Here is a 26,343-nt window from a genome sequence, read left to right as displayed (position 1 = left end):
AGTATTCACAATGAACACTTTAGGAATATTGGTTTTTTTAATATGGCCAATCGATAATTACCTACTTTATTAAAACCAACTGCCTGGTAAGCTCGAACTGCGGCTTCATTATTAGTAAATAATACCGCTCGACTGACCCCTCCTTTTTTGGCTACATCAAGACTAAGCGCAACAACGGTTCGAGCATATCCGCGCCCGCGCAAATCAACTGGTGTCCACACTGGCCCAATTTGGACAATATCCGGTAGTCTTGCGTTAAAACCACATAATGAGACAGGAATGCCATCCACCTCTAAAATCCAACGTTCATTGCCTTGGAGAGTACTTTTAACTTCATTTTCTACTTGATCTTTTAATCTTGAACTGTCATCTTCAGCACCTAAAGCCTCGATATGATAAGCTCTAAACCACTCATATAATAAACGCTTATCACAGTGTTTGGCTTCTTTCAGTTGATATCCGCCCGTGTTACCAGGCATTACCAGATTCTGTAAATTGAGCTCATATAACCCATCCGGGTAATTCACGGAATAATCTATGTGTTCGAGCTGGAGGTGTTTAATAACTACATCGGCTTGTTGCTCTTCACCGAGAATACCTGCAATTTCTCTGGTCACGCTTTTTTGAAAAGTGTCCACTAGAGTTCTTAATACATTTAAATCAGGACACTGCACGATTACATTGCCGTTCCAATAATGGGCTAATACGCCGGTAATCGTTTCAGAATTATCAAAAGAAGCAAAATAATCACCATGAAAAGGTTTGTCTTGATAATGCAACCCGGAATGATAAAGATTACTACGCAAAAACATACTCTTATCCGTATGGGACTTTAAAAAAGTTTCCAAGTTGGCTTCGTCACCTGATTTTAATTGCCTGATATTCATCATTTGCTTTCTATGGTATGGTTTTGATCATAGCTCCTGCTTGCCTGCTCCAATTTATCTATGTTATTGCTGCAAATATAGTTTTTTAACAAGTTAAATTTGGCTTCACTCCAGGAATAAATACCTAACGCCAGAATTCGTTCAATCACATCATCTGCAAATCTTTTTTTAACTAGTTGCGCAGGATTTCCAGCAACAATGCTATAGGGCTCCACATTTTTGGTGACAATACTGTTTGCTGCCACGATTGCTCCTTCGCCAATAGTAACACCAGGCATAATAACAGCACGCATCCCGATCCAGGCACCATCCTCAATAATAGTATCGCCTTTGCCCTGATAAGCATCTACATATTTGTCTGCAAATGGATACAAACAAAACCAGTCCGCTCGATGATTATGGTTTCCTCCCAACAGGATTATCGCTTCAGCAGCAATGCAGACATAATCTCCAATGTATAGTTGGTCGATCGGCCATTGTGGTTGCCAGGTTTTTAAACTGTATTCATCTCCATAAAGATACCGAACGACGGTTTCTTCAAAACGACCAGTCCAGGCATCACTATAATAGCTGTGTTTACCTTTGATATGAATGTTTGGATTTTTTACGCTTTGATGTAGATATTCGATTTTAGACCAGTGCTTTTCATAAGTAGGTTTCATACTTCACTCATTTCGGAATTTAAATGAGCTCATTGTATATTATTATTCTCATAACGTTCTAATGTTTCATTAAGTGTGGCTCTATCAAATCAATGACATGAGAAAAGTCATCTGAATGACCCTGACACACTATTTACGAACCTGAACCCGCTTTCTATCTCTTCGCTTATTTTCTATTAGCTCATTGAGAAAGAAGAAGACTTGATATATTGCCAGCTCTCGCAAGTTCTAATAGGAATCATTTGATGGCTCTGCATAAAAGTACTAACATCCTTAATGGCTGCATCCCCCTGATTGATTGTAATTCCAGGAATCTTTGCAAGTTGTTTAAGCAAATAATCCGCCGGGTAGTTTTGGGTTGTTCCCGCAAGTTTTGATGTCCAAATGGCCAGGTTATGTTCCGGATAGTAAAACCAAACAAAAGGATGAGTGTCACAAAAAATATCTGTAAAACAAATTTCCTTTACCATTGTTTTATTTGTAGAAGTACTTGCAGGAATCACACTTAATGTTGCTCCTGCTTTTCCATCATCACTTTTTTTATTTTTTTTGGCAAAGAAAGGGAAACAGTTCATCATCTATTCCTTGTTCTGGCACCTCAATTCCTATCAGTCAGATAAACATAACACATCCGGGACAACTACTACAATTGATCACCTGTCTGAACTATAATCACCAATCCATGAGCAATAAAATGGTTTATTTGTAAACAAACCAGAAACTCTTTTTCTTGGTTTGAGCCATACTAAAAATTCAATATATTTTCTTAATCAAGGATAAGGTTTATGAAATCAACAAATAACATGCAAAAAAAAGAGACTGACAAACTAACTTTGGAACAAACACAAAAGGAAGCAAGAAGAAATAATGCGCCCGATTTTATTCCTGGTGCATCACCTTATTATAATCTTTATTGTTTTTTTTATAGACTTTGCCATGGCGAAGAGACATCAAAGCAGCATCAAGCTAGCACTTCTTTTCAGCATGGGAAATAAATTTCTTTTGATATAATTAGAGACTGCCGGGATTTAATAACAATCTATTTTTGGGGAATCATAAGTTATGGCTCCCGGAAATAAGTCTATAAAGAAAAACAGGCTATATTTTAACTAAAGCCTACATGTCAAAGCAATTAATAAAATTCAACTATTCCAAAAGTTATTACAATTCCTATTGTAATAAGCGGGAATTTGAAATAGACAAATTGTGGTTTGCCAACAAAATGGATTAATTTATTTATTAACAAGAGATTTTTAAATTCAATATCATTTGTTTTTGTTCGGATTCCGAGAGTTAATTTATTGATATCCTCTTTATTCCAAATAGGTTCTGTGTGAGTATGAAATAAATAGTCCCATAGTGTTAATCCTGAAGTATAATTTCTTCTACATTCATCTTGAGTATGATGCAACACATGATATCTCGGAGTAATAATTATTCGAGATAGTGCTCGCTCAAGTTTAACATTTAGACCAATGTTGCTGTGCCCCCAGAATACAAGAACTGCTTGAATAAAATCAGAGATTAATAAAACAAAGAAATAAGGACCCAACAGCATAATCAAAACTATCTTTAAAACATTGAATAAAACATATTCAATGGGATGAAATCTAAAACTTGTTGTTACGTTAAGTGATTTGTCGGAATGATGTATTTTATGAAAATGCCATAAGGAAGTAACATGACTTAGGCGATGAAATAAGTACACGTACAAATCATACATTATGAACCATAAAATAAAGACAAGCCAAAAAGGCATCTTCAGCAAGTTAAACAACCCTATTTGATAATATTCACAATAGGCAGCCGCAGTTAAAGTGCTAAGAGGAAAAGCAACTATAATATTAACAATTCCCAGACACCAATTATTGATTCTACGTTTTCGAACTCCTGCTTTGCCTAAATGATGACAACTAAAGAAATATTCAAAAAACACCATCAAACCAACAAGTGCAAAAAATAAAAAAGCTCTGGTAATGGCATAAAAATCTAAATCTAGAGAATCCATAACAAAACCTTAATAAATCTGGTTAAACACAAAGAAATACAAACCACCCCCTTGGTGCTTATTCCTTAGCTTATTAAGTTATGTTAATCAGTTTGACGAGAATAGTGCTTTTATATATTCATCATGATCAAAATATTAGCACAAAAAAACCAATAGTATTGAATGCGAGAAAGAAAAATAGTAAATTTTTAATACTATCTGTACTTGTTTAACTATCTACATTACAATCTCCCACTCAGATTATTTTTTAATAGCCTGAGTAGCGTCAGTTTTATGTATGTAATGCAGTTGTATTTTTATAAGGATAATAATCTATGAAACGAGTACATCATCACCCTGAGACACACTCTCACCCGTCAAATGCTACTGTTCAAGTCAACAATGGACAACAAACTGTGGTTGTTAATCCGAACCCACCTTATTTTCCAGGCCAACTGCCTATGTACCACCCCAATAGTTTTTTTACAACGCATCATCATTCACCTTATTACGCATCTCAGAATCAACATTATCATCAACAACCAGCGCCAAACACCCATCAACACCCATAAATGATAGTAACTACTAATAAACAGACTATTGCTCTCTAAGAATAAGAGTTTAGACTGAACAATAAGTAATAACTGGTTTTCTCTGGTTATTACTTATTTTGCCCCATGCTTTTTTGACAAAGCACTTTATGGAAAGTTTGGTTTCTATTATTCTTGAAAAACGAAACAATCAAATGGACGGCCATGGTTAGCTATTTATTTTCAGAAGTACATTTCACCCATGCTCTAAAGAAAGTACTTGGAATAAGTGTTTTAGTTGGTGTTTACAGCGCAATTATTTATTTTTGGTTTGAACAAGTTAACTTGCATTCCAGTAACTGGCTATCCTATTCACAAAGTGTATTTGGCATCATTTTAGGTTTGCTTCTGGTTTTTAGAAGCAATCGGGCTTATGAGCGTTGGTGGGAAGCGAGAACTCTGTGGGGCCAATTAGTCAATGCCAGTCGTAATTTAGCAATAAAAATCAGGGTATTGTTATTGCCTAATACCGATGAAGCTAAAAAATTTTCTGAACTCATCAACACATTTTGCGAGGTATTGGCTATCCATTTGAGACAAAAAAGTACTCGTGATGACTTTAAAAAGTTTTTAGCAATGACAAATCTTCCCAATCATGTGCCCTCTTATATTGCCCAGGAGCTGTATCGTGAGCTTTCTGACAAGACAAAAGCATCGAAAAGATTGAATCTATGGTTATTGGATAACGAATTTAGCAAATTTATGGACATTTGCGGCGGTTGCGAGCGCATTAAAAATACATTTATCTCGCTTTCATTTCGGGTTTTTGTAAAGCATGTATTCATTATTTTTATCCTTTTTTTACCTTGCAGCCTAATCGATACGCTTGGAGTTTGGGCAATACCTGCTACCATTATTATTACCTATTTAATTATCGCCATAGAGGGAATTGCTCGAAATTTGGAAGAACCATTTGGTTTAACAGAAGATCACTTAAACCTTGGTTCAATAACAGAAAGCATTAGAGAAAGTGTCAATGAAGTCTTGCTAGGACAGAACTCTAATGAAGAATCCAATTCAATTTAGTATGGATTATAATTAATAAAAGTTTTTCTACTTAAATAAAAGGGAGTCATTATAATGGAATGTAAATGCAATCAATGTGGTATGGGCGTAAAAAATTTAACCTGCAGTAAATGTGACGCATTGTTGGTTAGTGGCACCATAGTCAAAAATGATGGGAATAAAGTTCAAGTAGCAAAATGCCCCAACGGATGCGGTCAAATCAAATCACCTGTTTGCTGCGGCCACGACATGGCGTGCTCAGTTTGATTATTTAAAATCAGTTAAGGATAGGAAACCTCAAGTCACTGCAATTGAGGTCTTATCCATAACTGAGATTAAGTGTCTTTTGTGATTTCATCTGAAGGGTGTACTTTAAAACCTATTAGCACTGTGTTTACGTTTGGCTTATAGCTCCCTCTCAACGTATCTTCGGATAAAGGTTCCATTTGAACCCCGGTAACACTGTTATATTGTGTGAATTGATAGGTTAAAAGTAAGTCTATATTACGAGTCAGCTTCGTTATTGAACCCGCCTTAACACTTATCCCGGTCAGCCATTCATTCAAACTATCACTGACCCCTACGTTTCCAGCAGTATTACTAAAAGCAATATTAAATCGACTTGATGACACGCCTGGACCTACAAAAAACTGAACCATGTCATTTAAATGATAGGTGGGTAACAAAAATAACGAATAACCTACTTTTAACTGCTCTTCTGCATAAACATCCTCATCAAAATACCATTCGGTGATTCTGTGTTTTGCCTTACCTGTAAATAGGTCAATATTTGCTTCAACTGCAGCAGATATTTTTGGGGCAAGAGAAAAATCATAACCTGCGATCAATTGTCCATGAAAATCAGTATAAGCATTATTAAAACTGGAAGTTGTTGGCACAGGATCTTCCAGCGGGTAAACCAGATTTTTATTGATTTTAACAGCATTGATTCCCAAATTAATTCCAGAATACAAGCCGGCATGAGATTCCAGTGCAAAAACACAAAGAACTAAAAAAAATATGGGGTATCTATTCATATTGAGCCTTTTTTATAAAATACTGGGGATAGTAATTGCATTTGAAGTTCTGCTAACACCGTTTTCATCCGTTGCGGTTATAGTCACATTCCGCACTCTTTTCGGTGTATTAATATTCTCAATGACAAATCGTCGATTATTTGCATCAAATCTTACTGTTGCACCAGGGGGCAATCCATTCACCGTATACACATCATTGCCAGTTGGAATGCAATTTGCATAGAGAACAAAAGCCTTAGAAGTATCCATAGGATTTCGATCAGCGCGCGTTAACTCTGGTGGTCGAGGTGGAACTGGAATAATAGTCAAATTGTTTTTGGAAACATTAAAAAAAGTCCCATTTGATGCCTGCACCATAATTCTTGCTGTTGACGAATTCAGATTAGGAACACAGATTACCTCACTTCCTGTATTGTCGACATTTGATAAGAGGGTAAAAGGAAAAGTTTGCCCTCCATCTATTGATAATAGAATGTTTACAAATCGGGCATTTATTGGAGGAAGGTTAGTATTGGCTACGTCCCAAGTGACTGTCCTTGGTGAGATACCAGTCCAGGTAATACCTGACTCGGTGGGATTCGTCACTACAAAAGGTCCAGCCTTACTTTCTACAGATAAGGTAGTATCTGTATAAGCATTGCAAGAACCTCCGGGAGTATTCCTGCGTACGGTTACCCTGAACTTCAAAGTGCGGGAGACTGAAGGTAAAACTTCCCAGGTAAAGGGACCATTATTAGCCAAGGCATTTAAATTGGGAAAATAACGTGTCCCCAATACTTGAGGAGAGAAACTTCTAAAATTTGGTCCAACTCTTGAGGTGCTGACAGGAGGCTGCTGTGATGCTTCATTATTCTGTTGCTCCCATGCAAAAGTTAATGCCTCATTACCTCCACTTTTAGTTGCTGTAGCAGTTAGAGCAAAAGGCGTTTGTGCTGGTATTTTAACCCCGCCATTCGTTCCTTGAATTACCGGAGCAGAGGGTATTGATGTCTTTACAGGACAAGTATGTGTTGCATCAGAAACAAAATTCCCCATTTCTTGCAAACTAATACCATTAAAATAGGGATCAGAATCATCTTGGACATTAGGGTCGCAAATTCCCGCATAGCTCATAATCGTACTGCCGCTTCCAGGCTCTACAGCAGTAGGATTATTTCTTTGACAATTATTATTTTGTACATGATTCGCACCAAATTGATGTCCTATTTCATGGGCAACATAACCGACATCAAATGGGTCTCCAACAGGATTACTTTGCCCAGTTACACCCATTGCTTTTTCACCGTTTATACACACGCTTGGAGTTTGAGCCAATCCACTGCCAGCGGCGTCAACCACATGACCTATATCGTAATTAGCTGCTCCAATCTCTTTATCGATATTTGCCTGATTTTCACCAATCATTTTATCAGGATCGCCGCTGGTATAGGGCTGGGTATTCGGATCTGTGTAAATAATCAAATTGTTATTAGCAATAATTTGCATCGTGATTGCCATATCGATTTCAAAGATACCGTTGACCCTGTTGACAGTTGTTGTCTCTGCAGCAAGTGCTTGAGGTACTGTACCCCCATGAAATTGGGTATATTGTGCCGTTGCCGCCAATGCAAGACGATATTTTTTTAATACACAGGGATTAAAATCAGTGAAATCTCTTTTTGAAGCCGCATTTATAAGAGGTTGATTTTGATTTTTCACACCGCACTTCATTTTTTTGGAAGTAATGAAATCTTTTTTGTAATAAATCATGTAGTACTGCGTATTACCCTTTATTAAAGGATCAATAAAGACTGTATCTCTACCCGGACTTAAGATCATGGCATGAAAACCTTGAGGTGTCAGATCAAACTTTACTAATTCCCCTGGATTATCAACCCCATAGGCGTCATACGTTTTAATTTCTGGAAATTTTGTACTTAATTCGGGAGCTAAAGTGCTGTTTTCCATCACTTGATAACGTTTTACAGTTCCATCCGGCTGAGGAAGTTCAAGTTGAAGGGGTATGCCTGTGCTTATACCATCACGATGAGGCGCATTTTCCAATTCTGCGTAAAGCTGGTTAACATCGATATCAACAACACGATATCGGCTTGCCTGGATATTCGCTTTTCCTTCTGAAATAGCTATGGAAGAATTAACTTCCTTAAAAAAATGAGTGATAACCTTTTCTTGTGCTAAAGCAAGTGAACAAAGCAGCATGAGGAATGCTGTAAGAAACGTCCTTATCATTGTAAAACCCATCAAATTGAGTAAAATCAATTATCATTAGAACAGTAAATCCAATTAAAATTGAAAAAATTACTTTTATTTTTTAAAAAATATCTATAAAAATTCTTTTGCAACATATAATACTTATTTTTTCAATGAAATTAAAGCCTTACCTTTCTCAGAAGAAGCGCATTTTCATTGTATTATCAGCCTGTTAAGTAAAAAATGGACCCAATAACTCACGGTGCTTTAGGTGCTGCTTGTGCACAAGCAGCTTTTGGAAAATATGACAAGAAAATCCCTTGGCAAGCAGGTGCTTTAGCAGGGATGGCTCCGGATTTGGATGTTTTTATTCGTTTTAGCCAAGAACCATTGAGCCTTGAGCAATGGCACCGTTATCTTACGCATTCCTTAATGTTTATCCCAATTGGAGGCCTGGTAGTCGCGCTGTTTTTATTGTGTTTTTCACAATATAGAAAATATTGGAAAGTAACTATTGGAGCCTCTCTTGTTGGTTATGCGACTCATTGTTTATTAGACTCATTAACCTCTTACGGTACCGTTTTATTTTGGCCCTGGAGCGATAATCGCATCAGTTGGGATATTATTTCTATTATTGATCCTGTTTTTACCTTGCCTCTATTCTTAGGAACAGCCTGGTCAGTCATCTATCAAAATCAAAAAGCAGTAACAGCAAGCTTGATTTTCTGCTTTTTTTTTCTGATTTTTAATACGATATTACATAACCGAGCTTTAGATGGCATTCATCAATACGCCACGACTAATAATCTCAAATTAAACCATACACGTGCTTTACCTAAATTAGCCAGCTCTACTGATTGGCGCATTATCGCCAAACAGCAGCATTGTTTAATTATCGCAGAAGCAAAAACCTCTCTTTTCTATCCGGCCACAATCAAGCTGATTCGACAGGCTTTAAGCTTTAATGAATCAATGATTCCGTTCACCTTGTCATCCGGACAAAAAAGAGATTTGGCGACATTTCAATGGTTTACCGATGGATTTCTAATTGTTGCCAATAAAAAACCATTAATCCTCGCAGACGCGAGATATACGATAGATGATAACCCCATATTCTCACTCTGGGGAATAGAGATATTGCCAGGGCAAGAACATATTTATAAATTAAGTTTGCCTAAAATCAATGAATATTGTAAATCGCCAGATAGCGAAAGCGATAAGGAGAACAGACCAAACTAGAAACAATTCCAATTAATAAATTCATTTTTTAGTTTTTTCAAAAACGACATAAGAATCATAAATAAATAAAGATTTAAATTTATCCCAAAATTGTTTCCCACAAATAAAAAAGCTTAAAGCAAACATCGTAGTCCAAATAATTTCTACCCAATAATAATAATAACTTCCATAAGCCAAGGTAATTTCTTTTACAAACACCTCCAGCAACCCTATAACAAGTGGAAAGGCAAAGAAAACCAAACCTAAACGATAACGAGTCCTTGAGACTTTTTCCTTAAAAAGGATATTTTTAATTTTTTGCTCGATAAGGCCATACACCTCTTTTCCAAGTAAGGCGATAGCTAAGACTATCAAAATTTCTGGAAGACCAAACACTAATATTGAAGATAGAAATCCCTTTATCAGCACTGAGAAATTGGATTGCACAATTAATGGGATCAGCAAAGGACATACTATCGCCAAAATTAAAAGAACCATACCCAGATAAAAACGGAACCTAAATTTCAAGATGGCTACTCACACTATTTATCTTACTTATAAATAGTAATCCAGAAGAAGATTGAATATCTACAAAATGAATAATTAATTCTTGCAATCTTAAATAAAGCCTTGCTCATCCGGTTTCTCCTTATAACCACTGGATGCCATGAAATTGGACTCTACGACTTTTTGCACTCTTGCATCGCATTTATTTTACAAAATGTCATTTTATTGTTATCAAAATAATGCCTTTTGTTTATAATATTGACAATTTATTTAAGGAATGATTATGGTTGCAACAACTCCCCATATTGAAACAATTACTTTTACCGACTGGTTCCTGGCTATTATTGACACTCCAGACATTCCCATCGATGAAATCGAAACCAGAATAGCTGAAGGCTTTAAGAGAAAATTGACAGAACGGCAATTTCAACAATTAACCGAATTAATCCATTTAATTAGTTTCATTAAGCACAAGAAGATCTCCAATCCTACCCTGGCTCTCCGTATATATGCTGATGAAAATACAAGCTCTCTATCAAGAACCGAATTGGTTGAAGCAGTCAGGATGCTTCCACCAGAAGATAATAAAACCTATGAGTTGGTAGCCTATTTGGCTCAAAAAAACAAACTGGAACGATATACTAACATAACGAAAGTGCCTCCTCTGCAAATTTACCAGGGGGATGGCGTATTTGAGCAATACGATGAATGGATTCTTCTTTTTGAACTGTTTGGGTTAACCCAGGCAACGCCCAGCGATTTCATTCCTGCCATTGCTCATTTATTAATCATCAAGAATTTTGGTATCCCTGAGATTAGGGCACTTTCAAAATTTATGAGTACTACGCATAAACTAGGCATATTAAGCCAAAATTTTATGGAAAAAATCACTCCTCATTTATGTAATGGGCAAATTATAGAAAAATACGAGTCATTCTTGCTTAAATTACAAATTAACGACTTGTTAACTGAGGAAGTTCTGGAAACAATTTATCCACTGCTCAAACAACTAGATACTCTTGAGGCCTTTTTTTCTCTCTATCATGAAGAACTATTACACAGCAGCGCTCTGTCTTTCCTGAGAGAAACTTTGCCATCCTTCTGCGAAATGAGCCTCCCCAGTAAAGTAAGTTATGACGATCAGGTACCAACAAACACGCCTTTACATCTGGCCGTTATTGAAGCTAACAAAGCGAATCTGGAACGAACGTTAACCTTTGCCAATCGCAATTTACTAATAACATGCTCTTATGACAATACAGCGCTTTTATTAGCTTGCAAACTTGCTGATAAAGAGTCAGCCCGATTGATTTTGGCGAAAATGCAAGAATTAGGCTGTGATGTCAATCAAAGAGATCATCATGGTATGACCGCCTTGCATTGGGCTAATTTTTATCATTTTGATGAGCTAATCAGAGAACTGGAGATTGCGGGGGCTGATCCCAAATTAAAAGCAGCCAATGGAAAAACCTGTGAGTATTTCTATCATCATCAATTCACTATGAACGATTTAAAATTAAACGGCAAAGAAATCATTGATGGTGCATTCAAATTAAGTGATTGTGCGCTAACCGATATTGCTTTCCATATGGATAAAATAGCCTTGAATTTAAAATTAACAACACCATCAGAAATTGCAGAACTGTACGCAAGGGATGAGATGGCACAAATTCGTTCAAGCAACCGGTTCTATTTGTTTTTTAAATTATTCCGGCCAAAATTAATTGCCTGGTTAGACAAACAAAATGAGCTGGAACAGCAAACTATTCATCATGTATCGGCTCACAGTTAATCCGTGTGGCATCATCAGCTTTATCAATTAGCAATCATTGCAATCTGCCTTAATTTTGTTAAGGGTAAGGTAGATTGCCTCAAGATAGATTAAAAACAACCCAATCGACCTTTTATTTTGCCAAAATGAAGCTAAAATAATAAATAACTATATAAAAAGGATCTTTAAATGGTTCGCCTCAGACTTTATTTATGTTCTTTGCTCTTGGTTATTCCCTTTTATAAAGGGTATGCACTGACTTTGACCATAGGTACCTTGTCTTATAATCCTCCTTTTGAAATTCAGGTCAACGATTCTTCATCGAAAAATGAGTTTTATGGTTTTGAAATTGAACTCATGAATGAGATTTGCAAGCGCATCAATGCGAAATGCCAATACAAGCCGTTATTATTTGAACAAATTTTAGCTGAAGTTAATTCCGGTACAATCAATTTAGGCATTGGAAGCATTAATATTACGCCTGAAAGAAGCGAGCGATTTTTATTCAGCCTTCCCTACAAATCCAGCTATCACCAGTTTCTTGTACCATCTAATTCGAATATAAAAAAAATTGACGATCTTAAAGGAAAGACTATAGGAATTCATTTAGGTTCACCTACTGCCGATTATTTAACGGTCTATTTCAACAATAATATTCAATTTAAATATTACGAAACATTCATGGATTTGCTTAATGGACTGACTGATCCGGAAGTTAGCGCGATAGTGACAAATAGCGATCAGGCACAATACTGGGCATCCAATACACCTGACTGTAAGTTATTGGGCGACAGTTTTCCTTTTGGAATAGGATTTGGAGTTGTCGCCAGATTAGGTCAAGCAGAACTTATTGAAAAAATTAATCAGGCATTAATTGCTATCGAAAATGATGGAACCTACCTTAAAATATATAATCTTTTCTTTCAGCCTTAACTACCATTTAAACAGACAAATGGCTCAAGCGCTTAATAAATCTATTGCTTTTTTCCTATAATCTGGGGAACAATAAAAAGGTAATATCATTCTATCAATATTATAAAAGACATGACTCTCAGCTATTTTATAAAAACATGGAACGCTAAAATAAAAACACCTATTGGCATTAGCTTCACAAATCTGATGCACTATAACTTTATAAGTCATTTAAAATAATGAGTTACCAATATTCCATTAGTTTAAAGAAAAAATTTCTATTCGCTTTTTCTATTTTATTTATTGCACAAATGTTCGCTTTTGCTCCTGTCAGAGCATCAACAAGGGATTCTCAGTTATGGACTCTTATGAACGCGATAGGCCCCATCAATAAACAGCATCGCAAAATAAGGTATTGGCTTGAAATACAAGAGAGGATTGGTGAAAATATTTCGCAACTGTCTCAAATGTTATTACGCCCTGGCCTGGGATACGAGCTCTGGCCGACAACAACCATCTGGCTCGGATATGATAGAATTTACACAGCACAGCCCTTTTCTAACCCACCTGTAAACGAAAATCGAATTTGGCAACAGTTATTGTGGAGCAAAGAGTATACTCGCTTCAGACTTACGGCCCGTTCACGCTTGGAAGAGCGCTTCATCGAAAGAACTATTCATACCGCTTGGCGATATAGACAATTATTTAAAACCAGCATCTTTATTCCCAAACATCCTAAATACGCAGCGGTGTTTTCTGATGAAGTTTTTTTTCATCTGAATGATTTCAATCTTCAACGTAATCAAGGTTTTGATCAAAACCGTTTATTTGTTGGTTTAGGTTATAGAACCAGTAAAAACAGCACGATAGAAATTGGGTATCTCAATCAAATGATTAAGCGCGTTAATAACCCTGACTATCGTGGAAATTATTTATCTATGGCTCTATTATTAAGCGAATAAACAAGCGGACAAGGCAAACAAACCATTAATTTCAATGGTTTGTTTGAGATCAATTGATTTAATTAAGTAGAGCAAACTGCCTGTAACTCTTGATCACTTAAATTAATTAAATTAATTTGAGTTCCTGATTCTGTACTAACTGAGATACTACTATTATTTTTTATTGTAATAGAAGTTCCCTGACCAGTTGAAAGACTTTTTCCATTCACTTTGCCATTGTTCTTTAAAACAATGATTTTTATTTTACCACTAACCTGCGTACTGCTCTGCACGTTACACGTAGCATTCAAAGTCCACAAAGTACTATTTTTCAATGTCTTGGTTTCGTTAGGACTAAGTCGTAGCGTTTTTTGAGCATAAATGGAAGTGCTTGCCAAGCCAATTGAAATACTTATCAACATAATAAAAAATTTGGACATGCTATTTTCCTTCTCCAGAATCCAAGGCTGACTTTTCTCTACCAATATGCACATATTATATACAGAATTACTTAAGGTTATCTTAAGGCTTTTAATAAATGCTTTTTCAAATACTTCAAATTTCATCAATGAATTGATTTAATTGCTTTACAATCATTTCTTTTTTAGAAAAAGAAGAATCATAAGTTGTTACCAAAGGAAGAGGCGCTTTATCCTTTAGAGCAATAGCCAATCTATACGTCTTTGTCCCTCTACTCCCAAGTGACTCTTCAACTATAATTTTATCCACATCAGAGAACGATAATTTGGTTTCCTCTGTCTTAAACAGTCCCTTCCTTTTTATTACGATTGTTTTTAATATTCTATCAAAATCAACGACAGCACCTCTGATAGTAAGCAACAAAGCACCCACCACCAGAAAAAAGCCGGATAAGCCATACATCCACCACGAGGCTGGGTAGCTCACTTTAAAAGTCGTTTCCAAGCTATTGCTTATGTAGTTGTTAATGCTGTTCGCAGCAATGTCCTTGTCGCTTCGCCCACTGGAACTACTCCCCGTAAGATTGACTGAACCTTTATCTGTTAGTAAATCCACATAATAAAGCGTATTTCCTTTACTTGAACGACTAGTCTTAACTACGGCAGCCTTTAAATCCCCCAATTCGGTGCTGGAGTGATATAAATTATAAACATTACTGTGTAAAACACATCCTCTAGCCAAATGATGTTGTTTCTCTTTACATTCAATAGTGTATTTCATCATTAATACTGCTATCGTAAAAACACTCGCAATAAAAAACAGAACTGCAAGTAAATAGATGGGCCACATACTGATAATGAGACGTACCTTGTTTGTGCTGACATAGTGTAATTTCATTTCTAATATTGCCTAGCAAATACCATATTTTAAATATAGCAACTCCAATCGATTATAGTTAGCTCTATTAATTGACATGAAACCCCGTCAACACTGGACAAATAAAAGCCGCATTCGATCTATTTTTCAATCATATGTATTTTTTTACAACAAATAAATCTTGCTTTTTAAAAAACTGTGATATTCTTCGTTACATTTCTTGATTCAAACTTAATCAAAGTGACGAATCTAATTTTTTATAACTTAACAAAAGATTTTAACTATGGGATGGACTGATCGATTTTGGAATGCGTATCGCGTGGTTACTAATACCGTAATCGAAGGTGCAGCAAACTCTTTAAATGCAGCGGGCTCACTAGCCTGTATGGTTGGAGGCGCTGGGGTCTCTCTCTCTTACTCCATGTCTGAAACGATAAAAGCAGGGTACTTCGGATCAGTTGGAGTAGCTGGCACAGTTAATCTGGATGTGACTGCAGTAGAATTTAATTATGGATTTAATCAAACCATTCCTTTTCGCAGGGATTTACTGGAAAAATCCGGCGGTGGCAGCTATGCATTGAATGATTTTGCCAATCCAGGCACTATTTTTATGATCAGTTCTCTGGCTATTCTTTCTGGGACTACCTTAAGGACTTTTGGGGCCAACCTTAAAAAATGGCAGCAAAACAGAGAAGACAAATATCACTTTAATTCCAAGTACGGCACTGACCTGGAGCCACCTACTTACAAAGAATATCTGTATGTCAACGCAAAATCCTTTTGTAATTCTTTAGCAATCGCTTCATTCAGCAGTCTTTTAACAAAAAATGTCCTGGATTTCTCAATTAAGGATTTATCAAAATATCATTTCACTTACCCTTTTAATGGAACCAATATCACTGGTTCAGTCAACACGCCTGATTATACTGGACCAGTTACCTCAGAATTTTTCCCTCTTGACTTTTTTGTGTCTCAAAATACAACCATCCACACCGATTATTTCAACCTGGTGGTCAATGAAAAAGTGAAAGCCCATGCGATGACGAATGTCACTTATGGCGGAGGAGTACTTTTAGAACCCAGCCATCAGTCAAGCGCCCCCCTTCTGGCCGCTTCTACAGCTATTGGTATCAGTACCTATTTGGCAGGCACTTTTTTTGGCAAGAAAGTCTTGCGAGAACGTGACGAAAGGCTTCAACGGTCAAGATCATCGAGCTATTCCATAGTTTCAGGCACTTTTTGGGATAATAAGGATGACATTGAGGCAAAAGGCGATGAAAAACATGAACACGCCCATTCCTTGCAGTAAAAAATGGCCTAAATCTCCTTCATGTAATATATTGCAATGAATAAAAATGAAATGGAGTTTTTCATGATATTTAAATCAAGGTTAGCTGGCGTTATTTTATTGTGCTTTTCAAGTGTTACCGGGTGGTGTTTGTCTCAGCCTCATGAGGAGGATAGAATCATTGTTTCAAACTGCCTGTATAAGCAACTAAAAGACAAAGCCAGGTTAATTGCCCAATCGGATCACTTTAGTTTTATTGCCATTTCCATTGATAACAATATTGCCAATACTCTACAAAAAATGAGACCAATATGCGGACATTACCTTAATACCGAGCCCTACATCAAAAACACCGGCAATAGTATTCTTGATTCGCAAAAATTGTTAGATAAATTGAGTCGCAACCGCCCCATCTCACCCACAAACTCATACCCTATTAATCATGAAGCACAAGTCCATGGTTTGTTCGAACAAATTGATCCAGCCAAAATATGGCAGACCAATCAACATTTAACCAGTTATATCAACCGATCTGCCAAATCCAGGACAGGAGTAGACGCTGCGCGATGGTTTAAACAGCAATTTGATACCTTAGCCAAAGATTATGGAAGAAAGGATGTCGATAGCTACTTTGTCAAAACGGGTAATAAATATATACAACCCTCAGTCGTCACGGTGATTGGAAAAGATAAACCAGGTGAAGCAATTGTTGTAGGAGCACATATTGACACACTGGATGGCAATATGCCTGGTGCAGATGATGACTCAAGCGGAATATCCGTTGAACTTGAAATGGCAAGAGTTCTCTTTTCATCGGATTTGGAACTCAATAGACCCGTTTATTTTATCGCTTATGCTGCTGAGGAAAGAGGACTTATTGGCTCTGGGTATGTAGTACAAGATTTTTTACAGAAAAAAATTCCAGTAAAAGCAGTAATGCAGTTAGACCAGGCAGGATATAGAGCCAACGCCAAAGACCAAACGATTTGGCTGTTAAAGGATTATGTAGACAAGGGTTTAACTGAATTTACAGCACAATTATTAACTCGCTATGTAAAAATTCCTGTTGGTTACACTAAGTGTGGTTATGCCTGCAGTGATCACGTGAATTGGACCTATGAAGGTTTTAAAACCACCTACCCATCTGCTACTACTTTAGACGATGATAATCCTTATGTTCATACCTCGGATGATACTTTGGATATTCTAAATCTGGAACATATGGTTAATTTCACTAAATTAGGCCTGGCCTTTGTAGCAGAGCTTGGTTTAAATTAGCGATGAAAGCAATAAAGTTCATACCAATTTAATGGTGCTCTGCAATTGGAGTTTATTAATGAAAACAGAAGCCTTGCTTAGATGGTTAAACGTAGAAAACAATGAATCCTATGATTCTATCAGAAGAAAATATCAACAAAGAATTGAAGCTTTAGAGAAAGAAGAACGCATTAAAAAAATGGGGGGTATAAATCCTTTTGCTCCTAAAATACCCCTTAATAACACCAGGATAGTCACTGCCAAAAAAATACAAGAGGCATGGGCTGCTATTGACTCTCAAAGCAAGTACCAACAATTCAAAGGACTAGCGCCTCAAGAAGAGAACGTACCCACATTTCCTAACAAAAAAACGGATAGCAATAGTGAAAAACCGAAGCTAAACCATTTTGTAAGGGAACGTCCGCAAGGCCCTAAAGGAAGACGTTTGCCTGCTCATTTACAAGCTAAAGTTAAAAGGGGTCCTCTGGACAAAGCTCACTGCAGACCAATGACTGAAGAGGCCGGGGAACAAGTTAATGTATTTTTAGACAAACCCTCCTTATCAGTGAATGACTTGCAATTTGCTGTTTACAAGGCTGTGCAAAATTATACGAATTATCATACGAAATCCGAAAACAAAAATAATCCCCAATACAACAGAGGACAAGGTGATGGCTATTTCAGTTTTTTTCGTCATGGAAGCTTTGGAATCTCTACAGCCAATAAACTATATACTTCCATCAGCGCAAAGAATGCTACGCTGGATGAAACCGTAGAAAAATTAAAAGATTTTCTGGGCCATTCCTCCAGGGCGTATCATCATCATTCCTTCACATCCTACCTGGCTGATGCGCTTGCTGAGAAGGGATTATTAATATCACATCCTGGCAGCCGATATACGCAAGAAGACGTGGTGAATCAACTTGAGCAATGGATAGCACAAAATTCATCTGTTAATCATTTAAAATCATAATAACAAGGATATCCTGCTGTTTTTTGCACCTGAAGTAAAAACAAATAAGTTAGTACCATCCATCGACATCCGTGCCTATTCTTTAAATCAGGCACGGCAGCTGCCCTTTCCTTACTTATTCATTAAATAAAACAGGACAAAAATTTATCTCCACTTAAAGGTTTTGAAAAATACCATCCTTGTACCATATCACAGTTCATTGAACGCATTAATTCCAATTGTTCTGCCGTTTCTATTCCTTCAGCAATAACTGACAGTTTCAGATTACGTGCCATGGTTATAATACTATTAATCAAACTTAACTCATTATGATTTGAATTTACACCCTGGATAAAAACCCGATCAATTTTTAAACTTTTGAATGGGTAGGATTTAATATACTGCAGGAAAGAATAGCCCACCCCAAAATCATCCAAAGAAAAATGAATACCCATGTCACTTAACTTATTTAATTGAGATAAAATGAATTTTGAATCATCAATAAATGCAGACTCCGTAATCTCAAAAATTAGAGAATCTGCAGATAAGTTCGTCCTTTTCAAAATTAGTTGCACCTTATTAATAAAATCCTTTTGTTTTAATTGTAAGGTAGAGATATTCACCGCTACTTTTATCTTGCTACTGGTAATAAATTGCCACTCTTTCGCTTGCGTACACACCTTATCCAAAATCCAATAGCCCAGTGGAATAATCATCCCTGTCTCTTCGGCCAAGGGGATAATCTGGTCAGGATTGACTTGACCCAAGGTTGTATTTTGCCAACGTAACAAGGCCTCCGCAGCGACTACTTTATTTTCTTTAAGATCAATGATTGGTTGGTAACAAATATATAACTCATTACGTGTTAACGCCTGATATAACTCCGTCTTAATACGAATATGGTTATTTGCCTCCTCAACCATAGTATTTTGAAATACTGTCCAATTATTTTTACCCCGCATCTTGCTCTGATACATGGCTGTATCTGCATTACGCATTAAAGTTTTGGCATCCTTGCCATGATAAGGATATATTGCAATTCCTATACTTGTAGACACCAGTAGTTCTTGTGATTCAATTACAAAAGGTTGAGAGCAAACTTCTCGACATTTTTTTGCTATACTTTCTGCATCGGTATCTTGCATGATGTTTTCTAAAATCATCATGAATTCATCACCACCCAAGCGTGCAATAGTATCGGTTTGCCGTATCACAGATAGAAAACGTTCCGATAACGCTTTCAATAATAAATCGCCAACGGCATGCCCTAGGGAATCATTAATCTGTTTAAACTCATCCAAATCTAAAAACAGCACCGCCAATTTTTGATTATTGATGTGTGACTTTGAAATGGCTCGTCCCAGTTTATTAAAAGCATAGAGACGATTAGGAAGATTGGTTAAATTATCAAACGTTGCTTGGTGTTTTAACATTTCCTCGTAGCTTTTCTTCTGAGTCACATCCTCCATAACAGCCAGATAATGAGTTATTTCTTCATTCTCATTACGAATTGGAGAAATAATTGCTGATACCCAAAAATGCTCTCCTGATTTGTTTTTATTCAGTAACTCGCCATGCCATTCTTCCCCATTGGCTAATTGTTCCCACATGGTTTTATACATTTCGTGGGGAGTTTGGCCTGATCGTAAAATTCTTGTATTTCCTCCAATCAATTCTTCCTTACGATAACCTGTTTGCTCTATCACTTTAGCATTGACATACTCAATAGTTCCCGTTTTGTCAGTTATTATGACTAGAACCGGGCTTTGCTCTAAAGCTCGTGTTAACTTTCTTATAGTCGCTTCGGAACGTTTTTGAAGTGTAATATCTCTTACTATAGCCAAAACCAATTTCTCTCCAGTCGCATTAAAAACCGCTAAACGAACGTCAACAGGAAAAATTGTGCCATCTTTTCTGCGGTGCATACCTTCTATGTTCATGGGTCCCTTTTGAACATCCACCCACAACTGATTTAAACTTTCCTGAGAAAATCCCACTTCAATATCCCAAACATAGGAATTAATTAGCTCCTCCCTGCTATAATTCAAAGACAAGCAAGCCGCTTCATTCACTTCCAGAAATGCTCCCTCCAAATTATGAATAAAAATACCATCCGATACAGCGTTCATTAGATTTCGATATCGTTCCTCGCTAATTTTTAGTTGATTGAATCGATGTACTTGTTCAGTAATGTCTTGTTTAATTGCTATATGCTGGGTAATTCTCCCTAATTCATCATCCATCACAGGAACAATGATAGTTTGCGCGATCCAATAGCTGCCATCTTTTTTTCTTGAGCGTATTTGCCCCTTCCATGTATTCCCTGATTTAAGTGTTTGGTTTATTTGTTCAAATAAATGAACGTCTTCGACAGGTGAACGCAATAAGGATGCCACCGTTTTGTTCATCGCCTCGTGAGCATTATACAAAGTGATGTTCTCAAAAGCAGGATTAACATATTGAATGACAGCCTCTTCATCGGTTATTTCGACAGAATCACCTGCTTTTTCCAAAATAGTGGTCAGTAGCTTTTCCCTTTTTTTACTCATCAATTTGGCTAAAGACAGGTTTAATACACCCAGAATATCCTTAAAAAAAGGCATTAGTATCTCAAAATTAAAATTAATAGACTCAAACCAGAAACTAAGACAAAATAAATTACCTTGATATTTATCTAGGCAAATATCGATACGCTGCTTTGATTTTTCTTTAGAATGCTTCTTGAGCTTTGTATTATTTATTTTTAAAAAATGCCAATCCGGCATTGCAGTTAAAAATTTCTCTAATTCGTGTTGCGCATCAAATGTTAATCCATTAGAAGCAAGAATATTGATATGACTGCCATCATGATGCCAAATCGCAGTAATTGTATCTTTTAGTAAGGGATGCTTACCAAGTAATTTTAACCCGTGCAAACTTAAAGTATGTAATGTATTTTCATCGTAACTCAGTTCAATCAATTGGCTTATTAAGCTTCGTTCTAGTAGGTTAAGATGATTGAAATTATCTCCTGAAGCGAGATGATTTAATGGACGCGACCCTTTAACCTTCCTCATTTTATCTATCATGTGCTAATTTAGATCTACTCGCATCGTTTCTGTATAATAAAGCTTAGGATGTAATCGTATAATAATCAAAATAACTGCATCAAACATGATCAATTCACAACTTCATCATAATTTACAGACAGCGATATTAAACAACCTTATAAAATTTAATTGACTAATGACTTCAAACTGCCCACCAATCAAGTTAACATAGAGGTCCAACACTTTATTTAAAGTATCCATGCGAACATCAAGCTTCCTAGATAGGTTAATAGGTGAAGTCGATAGTGCGCTTCGAACTCTTGTTTTGCCAAAAAAACGTATTACAGCGCGCCAATCCCCTGCTGAAAATCTTGTAGACACCGAGCTTTCCAATGAGGAAAGGAAACATATTTCAGGATTAATGAGAGTAAATCATACCGGAGAAGTCTGCGCTCAAGCGCTTTATCAAGGACAAGCTCTAACAGCACGGCTGACTCACATCAAAGAGCAAATGGCTAATGCTGCGGCCGAAGAAGTCGATCATTTGGCCTGGTGTGAAGAACGATTGTATGAATTAGGCAGCAAACCCAGTCTTTTAAATCCCATCTGGTATTGCGGTTCTGTTCTATTAGGTGCCTTGGCTGGATTGGCTGGCGATAAAATCAGTTTGGGATTTGTTGCCGAAACAGAGCGCCAGGTAACAGCTCATTTACAAAGACATCTTCATTATCTCCCGGAAAAGGATAAAAAATCAAAAGCCATATTAGAAAGAATGCAAGAAGACGAAGAACATCATGCGAATACAGCCATGGAAGCTGGTGCAGTTGAACTTCCCTATGTTATTAAACAATTGATGAATGCTGTATCAAAATTAATGACTCAGAGTAGTTATTATATTTAACAGGATATGATTACATATGGACTACAATACGATATTCATTCTATTTGTCATCTTTGTTGCCTTCGTATTTGATTTCATTAATGGATTTCATGACGCCGCCAATTCGATTGCAACCATAGTCACTACAGGAGTTTTAACGCCAAGACAAGCTGTACTATGGGCTGCTTTTTTTAACTTCATTGCTTTCCTGATTTTCAATTTAACTGTAGCCCAAACAATAGGCTACGGTTTAATCGATACTGATCTGGTAGATACTTATTTTATTTTAGCGGCCTTGATGGGAGCGATATTCTGGAATTTAGTGACTTGGTATTATGGACTGCCATCAAGCTCCTCCCATGCCTTAATTGGTGGATTGGCCGGTGCGGCAATAGCCAAGGGAGGCCTATCTTCGCTCAAGATTACAGGTTTTGCCAAAGTAGCGGCAGGTATATTCATATCTCCTGTTCTAGGATTATTGATTGGCTTATTATTTACTCATATTTTCACTTTGTTTCTTAGACATAAGAACGAAGAAGAACTGAATACATTATTTAAAAGCTTTCAACTGATTTCTTCAGCATTATTAAGTATCACTCATGGAGGTAATGACGCACAGAAAACGATGGGGATCATCGCGGTATTACTTTTTTCCGTATCTTGGCTTGATGGTGTATTCTATGTCCCATTCTGGGTCGTCATTTCATGTCACGGGGTAATTAGCCTGGGGACTTTAGCCGGAGGCTGGAGGATTGTGCATACCATGGGAACTAAAATTACCAAACTTAACACACTGAAGGGTTGTGCCGCTGAAACAGGAGCCGCCATTACCATTTTCGCCGCCACAGAATTTGGAGTCCCTGTCTCAACTACCCATACGGTCACAGGTTCCATTGCAGGAGTTGGGTTAATCAGTGGAATAGGTGGCGCCCACTGGAAAGTTTTACGAAGGATATTCTACTCCTGGTTGCTTACCATTCCAGCAGCTGCATTAGTTGCTGCTGCCATCATGACCATCTCACCGACTGTTTAGATTCTAATTTCACTCGGCAGCACAATCCCCTTCAACACTTAACGCACTATTTGTCCTGCTAAATGCAAAATAGACCACTATACCAACTAGCATCCAAATCATAAAACGCAATATCGTTACCCATGGCAAATTCAGAATCAAATAAAAACAGCTTATTATACCTAATATAGGAACATAAGGCATAAACGGGGTTTTGAATGGCCTTTCCATATCAGGATGAGTTCGTCTTAAATATAACACGCCTCCACAAACAATAATAAAGGCAAACAAAGTACCAATATTTACTAACTCCGCCAAAGTACCAATAGGAGTCACTGAGGCGAGAGCTGCCATTAATATACCGCATAACAATATAATTCGAACTGGTGTTTTAGTCTGTTCATTCGTTTTTGATAAGAACCGTGGCAATAAACCATCTCTTGACATCGCTAAAAACACCCTGGTTAATCCATAGAACAGAACCAACATGACTGTGGTTAAACCAGCAATTGCACCTACACCGACCAGTCCAGCTGCTGTTTTATAACCCAAGACAAGCAGAACATGACTGATTGGTGATGAAACGTTAAGAGTAGTGTAATGGGCAATTCCGGTTAATAAACCTGAAACCAGAATATATATCACCGTACAAATAGCCAGAGAGGCGATTATCCCTATGGGTAAGTCCCGTTGTGGATTAATTGCTTCTTCGGCGGCAGTAGAGACCGCATCAAACCCCACGTAGGCAAAAAAGATGATTGAAGCACCTTTCATTACACCAGCCCAACCATATGGCATGAAAGAAGACCAATTTTCAACCTTGATCTCACCAAATGCGATAACCATAAAAATAAAAATAACCAAAAGCTTAACTAGCACCATGATATTATTAAATCGAGAACTGGACTTCACACCAATAATTAATAATGTAGTTAAAACAGCGATGATCGAAATGGCGAGAATATTGAGATTACCGCCGTCAGCAGGACCGTGTAATAAATGAGTTGGAATAAATATTTTCAGAGCCATTAAAAAATCATTGGCATAACCGCTCCAGCCAATAGAAACAGCGGATACAGCAATAGAATATTCCAATAACAAATCCCATCCAACGATCCATGCGATTAACTCACCAAATCCTGCGTAAGCATATCCATAAGCACTGCCACAACCGCCTATGCTGGCAGCCAATTCAGCATAGGATAAGGCTGCAAAAGCACAAGCAAATCCGGCAACAACATAGGAGAATATCACGGCTGGTCCAGTTAGAGTGGCGGCTACTATTCCTGTCAGAACAAAAATACCAGCACCTATAATTGCACCCACTCCCAAAAAGGTAAGGTCAAATACATTAAGGCATTTCGCTAAATGTGATTCATTGTCTAATGATCCTTTTATATCTTTTTTACGAAACAAGTCCATGATAGTATGCTCTCAGGTTTATTTTTTATTGTTTATTTCAGAAATTTAAGTTATCAATAAACATAAACTCCGGTTATCTTCCATCTAACAAAACCTTACACAGTTCAACTCTACCATTAAATTATAGCTGGGAGAAACCCTGCAAAGGTTAAAAATTGAATGAAAAGATTAATTTCCAGCTTAACAGTAATTTGCTCTTTAAATGCTTTCGCGACATCCGAAACGGCATCTTATCCTTGTTCTCGATGGATCCCTATCCTTAAACCCGTGTGTCAACGTATCCATCAAACATGGACAGAAGGCCATGATGATATGTATTTTTCGGGTTACGCCTGGCATAATCGCTATACTTACAGACCTGAGAAGATTAAATCCTACAATGAAGCCGCATGGGGTGGCGGATTAGGTAAAAGTCTTTTTGATGAAAAGGGAAACTGGCATGGACTTTATGCAATTGCCTTCCTGGACTCCCATCGCCATATAGAACCCGCCGTTGGTTATGCCTATCTAAAAACAGCTTCCGTGAATAAAGATTTAAAAGCAGGCCTCGGATACTCCGTATTGGTTACTTCTCGCGTTGATTATGATAACGTCCCCTTTCCAGGTGCATTACCATGGGTCGCCATTTTCTATAAACGAACAACGGTTGCGGCAACCTACATCCCTGGCTCAGCAGGAGCAGGAAACGTGTTGTATATCCTCGGGAAAATATCATTATAAATATGTAATAACCCCTGCATACGACAAAAGATAATGCGGAATAAATACCAATCATATCCTTTTAAAATTGTTGCAACTGAAAATTCAACTTGCTAGTCTCTTGAAGATTTTTAACTGTTAGGTAACAAGGAGAAGTAACATGATGTTGAAAACCAAGTTGACTGCTTTTATCGGTGCTGTAATCTTGGCTGGCTCTTCTTTAGCAAATCAAATAAAACCTGAGGCATGCCCCAGTGTACCCTCGATTCAATCGGAAGGGATGTCCATGTCTGCTGAAATTTTGGAGGGCATGTATATTACCTATAATTTAAGTCATTACAATACCAGTTCAAACTGGGTGTTTATTGTAGGACCAATCGCAGCTGACAATGATGATATGGCATTGGCAGAAAGCAATAAATTACTTTCAACCATGTCAGGTTCTCCCCATCCAGAAGATGATGGAGAAGGCAACTGGATATGTCAATATAATACCGAATCCAAGGACATTATAGCATTTGCTATAGAAGCAGATGATATGATCTCTCCATTGAAAATGATGAGATACTTCAGAACAATTCGCTGATCAGCGTATAACAACAACCTGGATACGGAAGCACTATTTGCTTCCGTAGCTATCTGTATTTCAAAGCCAATCAATATTTGGGGTTACCCACTTCGATTTTATCGTTCAAAAAAATCCTGGTAATGAATAGACCAAATCAAATTCAATGACTATTAAAGAATGCTTAAGAACTTCCCTCTTTTTGGTACTTCTTTATTTTATGTGCTATGTTTTCT

General features: G+C 37.1%; 25 protein-coding genes. 14 read left to right on the top strand and 11 right to left on the bottom strand.

What is annotated here, in order from left to right; genetic code table 11:
* Positions 1-5: 5 nt before the first annotated feature.
* The 3 genes from EL201_RS00245 to EL201_RS00235 all read right to left on the bottom strand — a co-directional run bounded on the left by EL201_RS00245 (position 6) and on the right by EL201_RS00235 (position 2,127).
* Positions 6-890, bottom strand: a complete 885-nt coding sequence (locus tag EL201_RS00245) for a GNAT family N-acetyltransferase (protein WP_027223156.1) — start codon at positions 888-890, stop codon at positions 6-8.
* The gene (locus tag EL201_RS00240; RefSeq protein ID WP_027223155.1) at positions 887-1,549 is read right to left on the bottom strand and encodes a CatB-related O-acetyltransferase; all 663 of its coding nucleotides are present in this window, start codon (positions 1,547-1,549) and stop codon (positions 887-889) included. The genes EL201_RS00245 and EL201_RS00240 overlap by 4 nt, the downstream gene beginning before the upstream one ends.
* Before the next feature lie 176 nt (positions 1,550-1,725).
* Complete coding sequence (locus tag EL201_RS00235; RefSeq protein ID WP_231955093.1) at positions 1,726-2,127, bottom strand: hypothetical protein; 402 nt, start codon at positions 2,125-2,127, stop codon at positions 1,726-1,728.
* A gap of 207 nt (positions 2,128-2,334) precedes the next feature.
* Between EL201_RS00235 and EL201_RS00230 the strand changes: the two genes are divergently transcribed.
* Complete coding sequence (locus tag EL201_RS00230) at positions 2,335-2,544, top strand: hypothetical protein (protein ID WP_027223153.1); 210 nt, start codon at positions 2,335-2,337, stop codon at positions 2,542-2,544.
* Positions 2,545-2,681: 137 nt separating this feature from the next.
* Here EL201_RS00230 and EL201_RS00225 read toward each other — a convergent pair whose 3' ends face one another.
* Positions 2,682-3,557, bottom strand: coding sequence for a sterol desaturase family protein (locus EL201_RS00225; RefSeq protein ID WP_027223152.1), 876 nt, complete (start codon positions 3,555-3,557; stop codon positions 2,682-2,684).
* Positions 3,558-3,871: 314 nt separating this feature from the next.
* On the opposite strand from EL201_RS00225, the gene EL201_RS00220 reads away from it, so the two are divergent.
* On the top strand, positions 3,872-4,108 hold the full coding sequence (locus tag EL201_RS00220; protein ID WP_027223151.1) for a hypothetical protein: 237 nt from the start codon (positions 3,872-3,874) through the stop codon (positions 4,106-4,108).
* Between the two features lie 183 nt (positions 4,109-4,291).
* A complete protein-coding gene (locus EL201_RS00215) occupies positions 4,292-5,152 on the top strand; it encodes a bestrophin family protein (RefSeq protein ID WP_027223150.1) in 861 nt (286 codons plus the stop codon).
* 314 nt (positions 5,153-5,466) lie between these two features.
* Here the strand turns inward: EL201_RS00215 and EL201_RS00205 are convergent, their stop codons facing one another.
* Both EL201_RS00205 and EL201_RS00200 read right to left on the bottom strand, forming a co-directional pair.
* On the bottom strand, positions 5,467-6,168 hold the full coding sequence (locus EL201_RS00205) for an outer membrane beta-barrel protein (RefSeq protein ID WP_027223149.1): 702 nt from the start codon (positions 6,166-6,168) through the stop codon (positions 5,467-5,469).
* 12 nt (positions 6,169-6,180) lie between these two features.
* Positions 6,181-8,397 (bottom strand): reprolysin-like metallopeptidase, encoded by a 2,217-nt coding sequence (locus EL201_RS00200; protein WP_027223148.1) that lies wholly within the window; start codon positions 8,395-8,397, stop codon positions 6,181-6,183.
* Between the two features lie 204 nt (positions 8,398-8,601).
* On the opposite strand from EL201_RS00200, the gene EL201_RS00195 reads away from it, so the two are divergent.
* Complete coding sequence (locus tag EL201_RS00195) at positions 8,602-9,597, top strand: metal-dependent hydrolase (RefSeq protein WP_027223147.1); 996 nt, start codon at positions 8,602-8,604, stop codon at positions 9,595-9,597.
* A gap of 21 nt (positions 9,598-9,618) precedes the next feature.
* Here the strand turns inward: EL201_RS00195 and EL201_RS00190 are convergent, their stop codons facing one another.
* Positions 9,619-10,104 (bottom strand): transporter suffix domain-containing protein, encoded by a 486-nt coding sequence (locus tag EL201_RS00190; protein WP_027223146.1) that lies wholly within the window; start codon positions 10,102-10,104, stop codon positions 9,619-9,621.
* A 256-nt stretch (positions 10,105-10,360) separates the two neighbouring features.
* On the opposite strand from EL201_RS00190, the gene ankQ reads away from it, so the two are divergent.
* The 3 genes from ankQ to EL201_RS00175 all read left to right on the top strand — a co-directional run bounded on the left by ankQ (position 10,361) and on the right by EL201_RS00175 (position 13,728).
* A complete protein-coding gene (ankQ, locus tag EL201_RS00185; protein ID WP_080273211.1) occupies positions 10,361-11,875 on the top strand; it encodes a Dot/Icm T4SS effector AnkQ/LegA10 in 1,515 nt (504 codons plus the stop codon).
* Positions 11,876-12,043: 168 nt separating this feature from the next.
* Entirely contained in the window at positions 12,044-12,787 is a 744-nt protein-coding gene (locus EL201_RS00180; protein ID WP_027223144.1) for a transporter substrate-binding domain-containing protein, read from the top strand.
* A 218-nt stretch (positions 12,788-13,005) separates the two neighbouring features.
* A complete protein-coding gene (locus EL201_RS00175; RefSeq protein ID WP_027223143.1) occupies positions 13,006-13,728 on the top strand; it encodes a DUF2490 domain-containing protein in 723 nt (240 codons plus the stop codon).
* A 62-nt stretch (positions 13,729-13,790) separates the two neighbouring features.
* Here the strand turns inward: EL201_RS00175 and EL201_RS00170 are convergent, their stop codons facing one another.
* Both EL201_RS00170 and EL201_RS00165 read right to left on the bottom strand, forming a co-directional pair.
* Positions 13,791-14,147, bottom strand: coding sequence for a hypothetical protein (locus EL201_RS00170; protein ID WP_027223142.1), 357 nt, complete (start codon positions 14,145-14,147; stop codon positions 13,791-13,793).
* Between the two features lie 115 nt (positions 14,148-14,262).
* Positions 14,263-15,024 (bottom strand): hypothetical protein, encoded by a 762-nt coding sequence (locus EL201_RS00165; protein ID WP_027223141.1) that lies wholly within the window; start codon positions 15,022-15,024, stop codon positions 14,263-14,265.
* Between the two features lie 262 nt (positions 15,025-15,286).
* Here EL201_RS00165 and EL201_RS00160 point away from each other — a divergent pair, with 262 nt between their 5' ends.
* From EL201_RS00160 to EL201_RS00150, 3 genes are all read left to right on the top strand, one after another.
* Entirely contained in the window at positions 15,287-16,312 is a 1,026-nt protein-coding gene (locus EL201_RS00160) for a hypothetical protein (RefSeq protein WP_027223140.1), read from the top strand.
* 63 nt (positions 16,313-16,375) lie between these two features.
* Complete coding sequence (gene lapB / locus EL201_RS00155) at positions 16,376-17,569, top strand: aminopeptidase LapB (RefSeq protein ID WP_027223139.1); 1,194 nt, start codon at positions 16,376-16,378, stop codon at positions 17,567-17,569.
* Positions 17,570-17,627: 58 nt separating this feature from the next.
* A complete protein-coding gene (locus EL201_RS00150; protein WP_027223138.1) occupies positions 17,628-18,521 on the top strand; it encodes a hypothetical protein in 894 nt (297 codons plus the stop codon).
* A gap of 122 nt (positions 18,522-18,643) precedes the next feature.
* Here the strand turns inward: EL201_RS00150 and EL201_RS00145 are convergent, their stop codons facing one another.
* On the bottom strand, positions 18,644-21,556 hold the full coding sequence (locus EL201_RS00145; RefSeq protein WP_106197066.1) for a sensor domain-containing protein: 2,913 nt from the start codon (positions 21,554-21,556) through the stop codon (positions 18,644-18,646).
* 232 nt (positions 21,557-21,788) lie between these two features.
* Here EL201_RS00145 and coq7 point away from each other — a divergent pair, with 232 nt between their 5' ends.
* A complete protein-coding gene (gene coq7, locus EL201_RS00140) occupies positions 21,789-22,430 on the top strand; it encodes a 2-polyprenyl-3-methyl-6-methoxy-1,4-benzoquinone monooxygenase (protein ID WP_027223137.1) in 642 nt (213 codons plus the stop codon).
* Positions 22,431-22,446: 16 nt separating this feature from the next.
* On the top strand, positions 22,447-23,442 hold the full coding sequence (locus EL201_RS00135; protein ID WP_027223136.1) for an inorganic phosphate transporter: 996 nt from the start codon (positions 22,447-22,449) through the stop codon (positions 23,440-23,442).
* Positions 23,443-23,451: 9 nt separating this feature from the next.
* On the opposite strand, the gene EL201_RS00130 is transcribed toward EL201_RS00135, so the two are convergent.
* Positions 23,452-24,843: an amino acid permease gene (locus EL201_RS00130; RefSeq protein WP_027223135.1), complete on the bottom strand. Its 1,392-nt coding sequence runs from the start codon at positions 24,841-24,843 to the stop codon at positions 23,452-23,454.
* Between the two features lie 159 nt (positions 24,844-25,002).
* On the opposite strand from EL201_RS00130, the gene pagP reads away from it, so the two are divergent.
* Both pagP and EL201_RS00120 read left to right on the top strand, forming a co-directional pair.
* Positions 25,003-25,563 (top strand): lipid IV(A) palmitoyltransferase PagP, encoded by a 561-nt coding sequence (gene pagP, locus EL201_RS00125; RefSeq protein WP_027223134.1) that lies wholly within the window; start codon positions 25,003-25,005, stop codon positions 25,561-25,563.
* A 139-nt stretch (positions 25,564-25,702) separates the two neighbouring features.
* Positions 25,703-26,128, top strand: coding sequence for a DUF4949 domain-containing protein (locus EL201_RS00120; protein ID WP_027223133.1), 426 nt, complete (start codon positions 25,703-25,705; stop codon positions 26,126-26,128).
* Positions 26,129-26,343: the final 215 nt, after the last annotated feature.

This window comes from Legionella pneumophila subsp. pascullei, from assembly GCF_900637585.1.
GTDB classification, from domain to species: domain Bacteria; phylum Pseudomonadota; class Gammaproteobacteria; order Legionellales; family Legionellaceae; genus Legionella; species Legionella pascullei.
This window is presented reverse-complemented; position numbering and strand designations above follow the sequence as displayed.

Excerpts from the sequence above, each read along its gene's own strand:
- EL201_RS00120 (WP_027223133.1), top strand. The coding sequence starts at position 25,703 with ATGATGTTGAAAACCAAGTTGACTGCTTTTATCGGTGCTGTAATCTTG.
- coq7 (WP_027223137.1), top strand. The coding sequence starts at position 21,789 with ATGCGAACATCAAGCTTCCTAGATAGGTTAATAGGTGAAGTCGATAGT.
- EL201_RS00170 (WP_027223142.1), bottom strand. The coding sequence starts at position 14,147 with ATGTCCAAATTTTTTATTATGTTGATAAGTATTTCAATTGGCTTGGCA.
- EL201_RS00150 (WP_027223138.1), top strand. The coding sequence starts at position 17,628 with ATGAAAACAGAAGCCTTGCTTAGATGGTTAAACGTAGAAAACAATGAA.
- EL201_RS00205 (WP_027223149.1), bottom strand. The coding sequence starts at position 6,168 with ATGAATAGATACCCCATATTTTTTTTAGTTCTTTGTGTTTTTGCACTG.
- EL201_RS00180 (WP_027223144.1), top strand. The coding sequence starts at position 12,044 with ATGGTTCGCCTCAGACTTTATTTATGTTCTTTGCTCTTGGTTATTCCC.
- EL201_RS00165 (WP_027223141.1), bottom strand. The coding sequence starts at position 15,024 with ATGAAATTACACTATGTCAGCACAAACAAGGTACGTCTCATTATCAGT.
- EL201_RS00145 (WP_106197066.1), bottom strand. The coding sequence starts at position 21,556 with ATGAGGAAGGTTAAAGGGTCGCGTCCATTAAATCATCTCGCTTCAGGA.
- EL201_RS00230 (WP_027223153.1), top strand. The coding sequence starts at position 2,335 with ATGAAATCAACAAATAACATGCAAAAAAAAGAGACTGACAAACTAACT.
- EL201_RS00220 (WP_027223151.1), top strand. The coding sequence starts at position 3,872 with ATGAAACGAGTACATCATCACCCTGAGACACACTCTCACCCGTCAAAT.
- EL201_RS00215 (WP_027223150.1), top strand. The coding sequence starts at position 4,292 with ATGGTTAGCTATTTATTTTCAGAAGTACATTTCACCCATGCTCTAAAG.
- EL201_RS00245 (WP_027223156.1), bottom strand. The coding sequence starts at position 890 with ATGATGAATATCAGGCAATTAAAATCAGGTGACGAAGCCAACTTGGAA.
- EL201_RS00130 (WP_027223135.1), bottom strand. The coding sequence starts at position 24,843 with ATGGACTTGTTTCGTAAAAAAGATATAAAAGGATCATTAGACAATGAA.
- EL201_RS00240 (WP_027223155.1), bottom strand. The coding sequence starts at position 1,549 with ATGAAACCTACTTATGAAAAGCACTGGTCTAAAATCGAATATCTACAT.
- ankQ (WP_080273211.1), top strand. The coding sequence starts at position 10,361 with ATGATTATGGTTGCAACAACTCCCCATATTGAAACAATTACTTTTACC.
- EL201_RS00200 (WP_027223148.1), bottom strand. The coding sequence starts at position 8,397 with ATGATAAGGACGTTTCTTACAGCATTCCTCATGCTGCTTTGTTCACTT.
- pagP (WP_027223134.1), top strand. The coding sequence starts at position 25,003 with ATGAAAAGATTAATTTCCAGCTTAACAGTAATTTGCTCTTTAAATGCT.
- EL201_RS00135 (WP_027223136.1), top strand. The coding sequence starts at position 22,447 with ATGGACTACAATACGATATTCATTCTATTTGTCATCTTTGTTGCCTTC.
- EL201_RS00195 (WP_027223147.1), top strand. The coding sequence starts at position 8,602 with ATGGACCCAATAACTCACGGTGCTTTAGGTGCTGCTTGTGCACAAGCA.
- EL201_RS00175 (WP_027223143.1), top strand. The coding sequence starts at position 13,006 with ATGAGTTACCAATATTCCATTAGTTTAAAGAAAAAATTTCTATTCGCT.
- EL201_RS00225 (WP_027223152.1), bottom strand. The coding sequence starts at position 3,557 with ATGGATTCTCTAGATTTAGATTTTTATGCCATTACCAGAGCTTTTTTA.
- EL201_RS00160 (WP_027223140.1), top strand. The coding sequence starts at position 15,287 with ATGGGATGGACTGATCGATTTTGGAATGCGTATCGCGTGGTTACTAAT.
- lapB (WP_027223139.1), top strand. The coding sequence starts at position 16,376 with ATGATATTTAAATCAAGGTTAGCTGGCGTTATTTTATTGTGCTTTTCA.
- EL201_RS00235 (WP_231955093.1), bottom strand. The coding sequence starts at position 2,127 with ATGATGAACTGTTTCCCTTTCTTTGCCAAAAAAAATAAAAAAAGTGAT.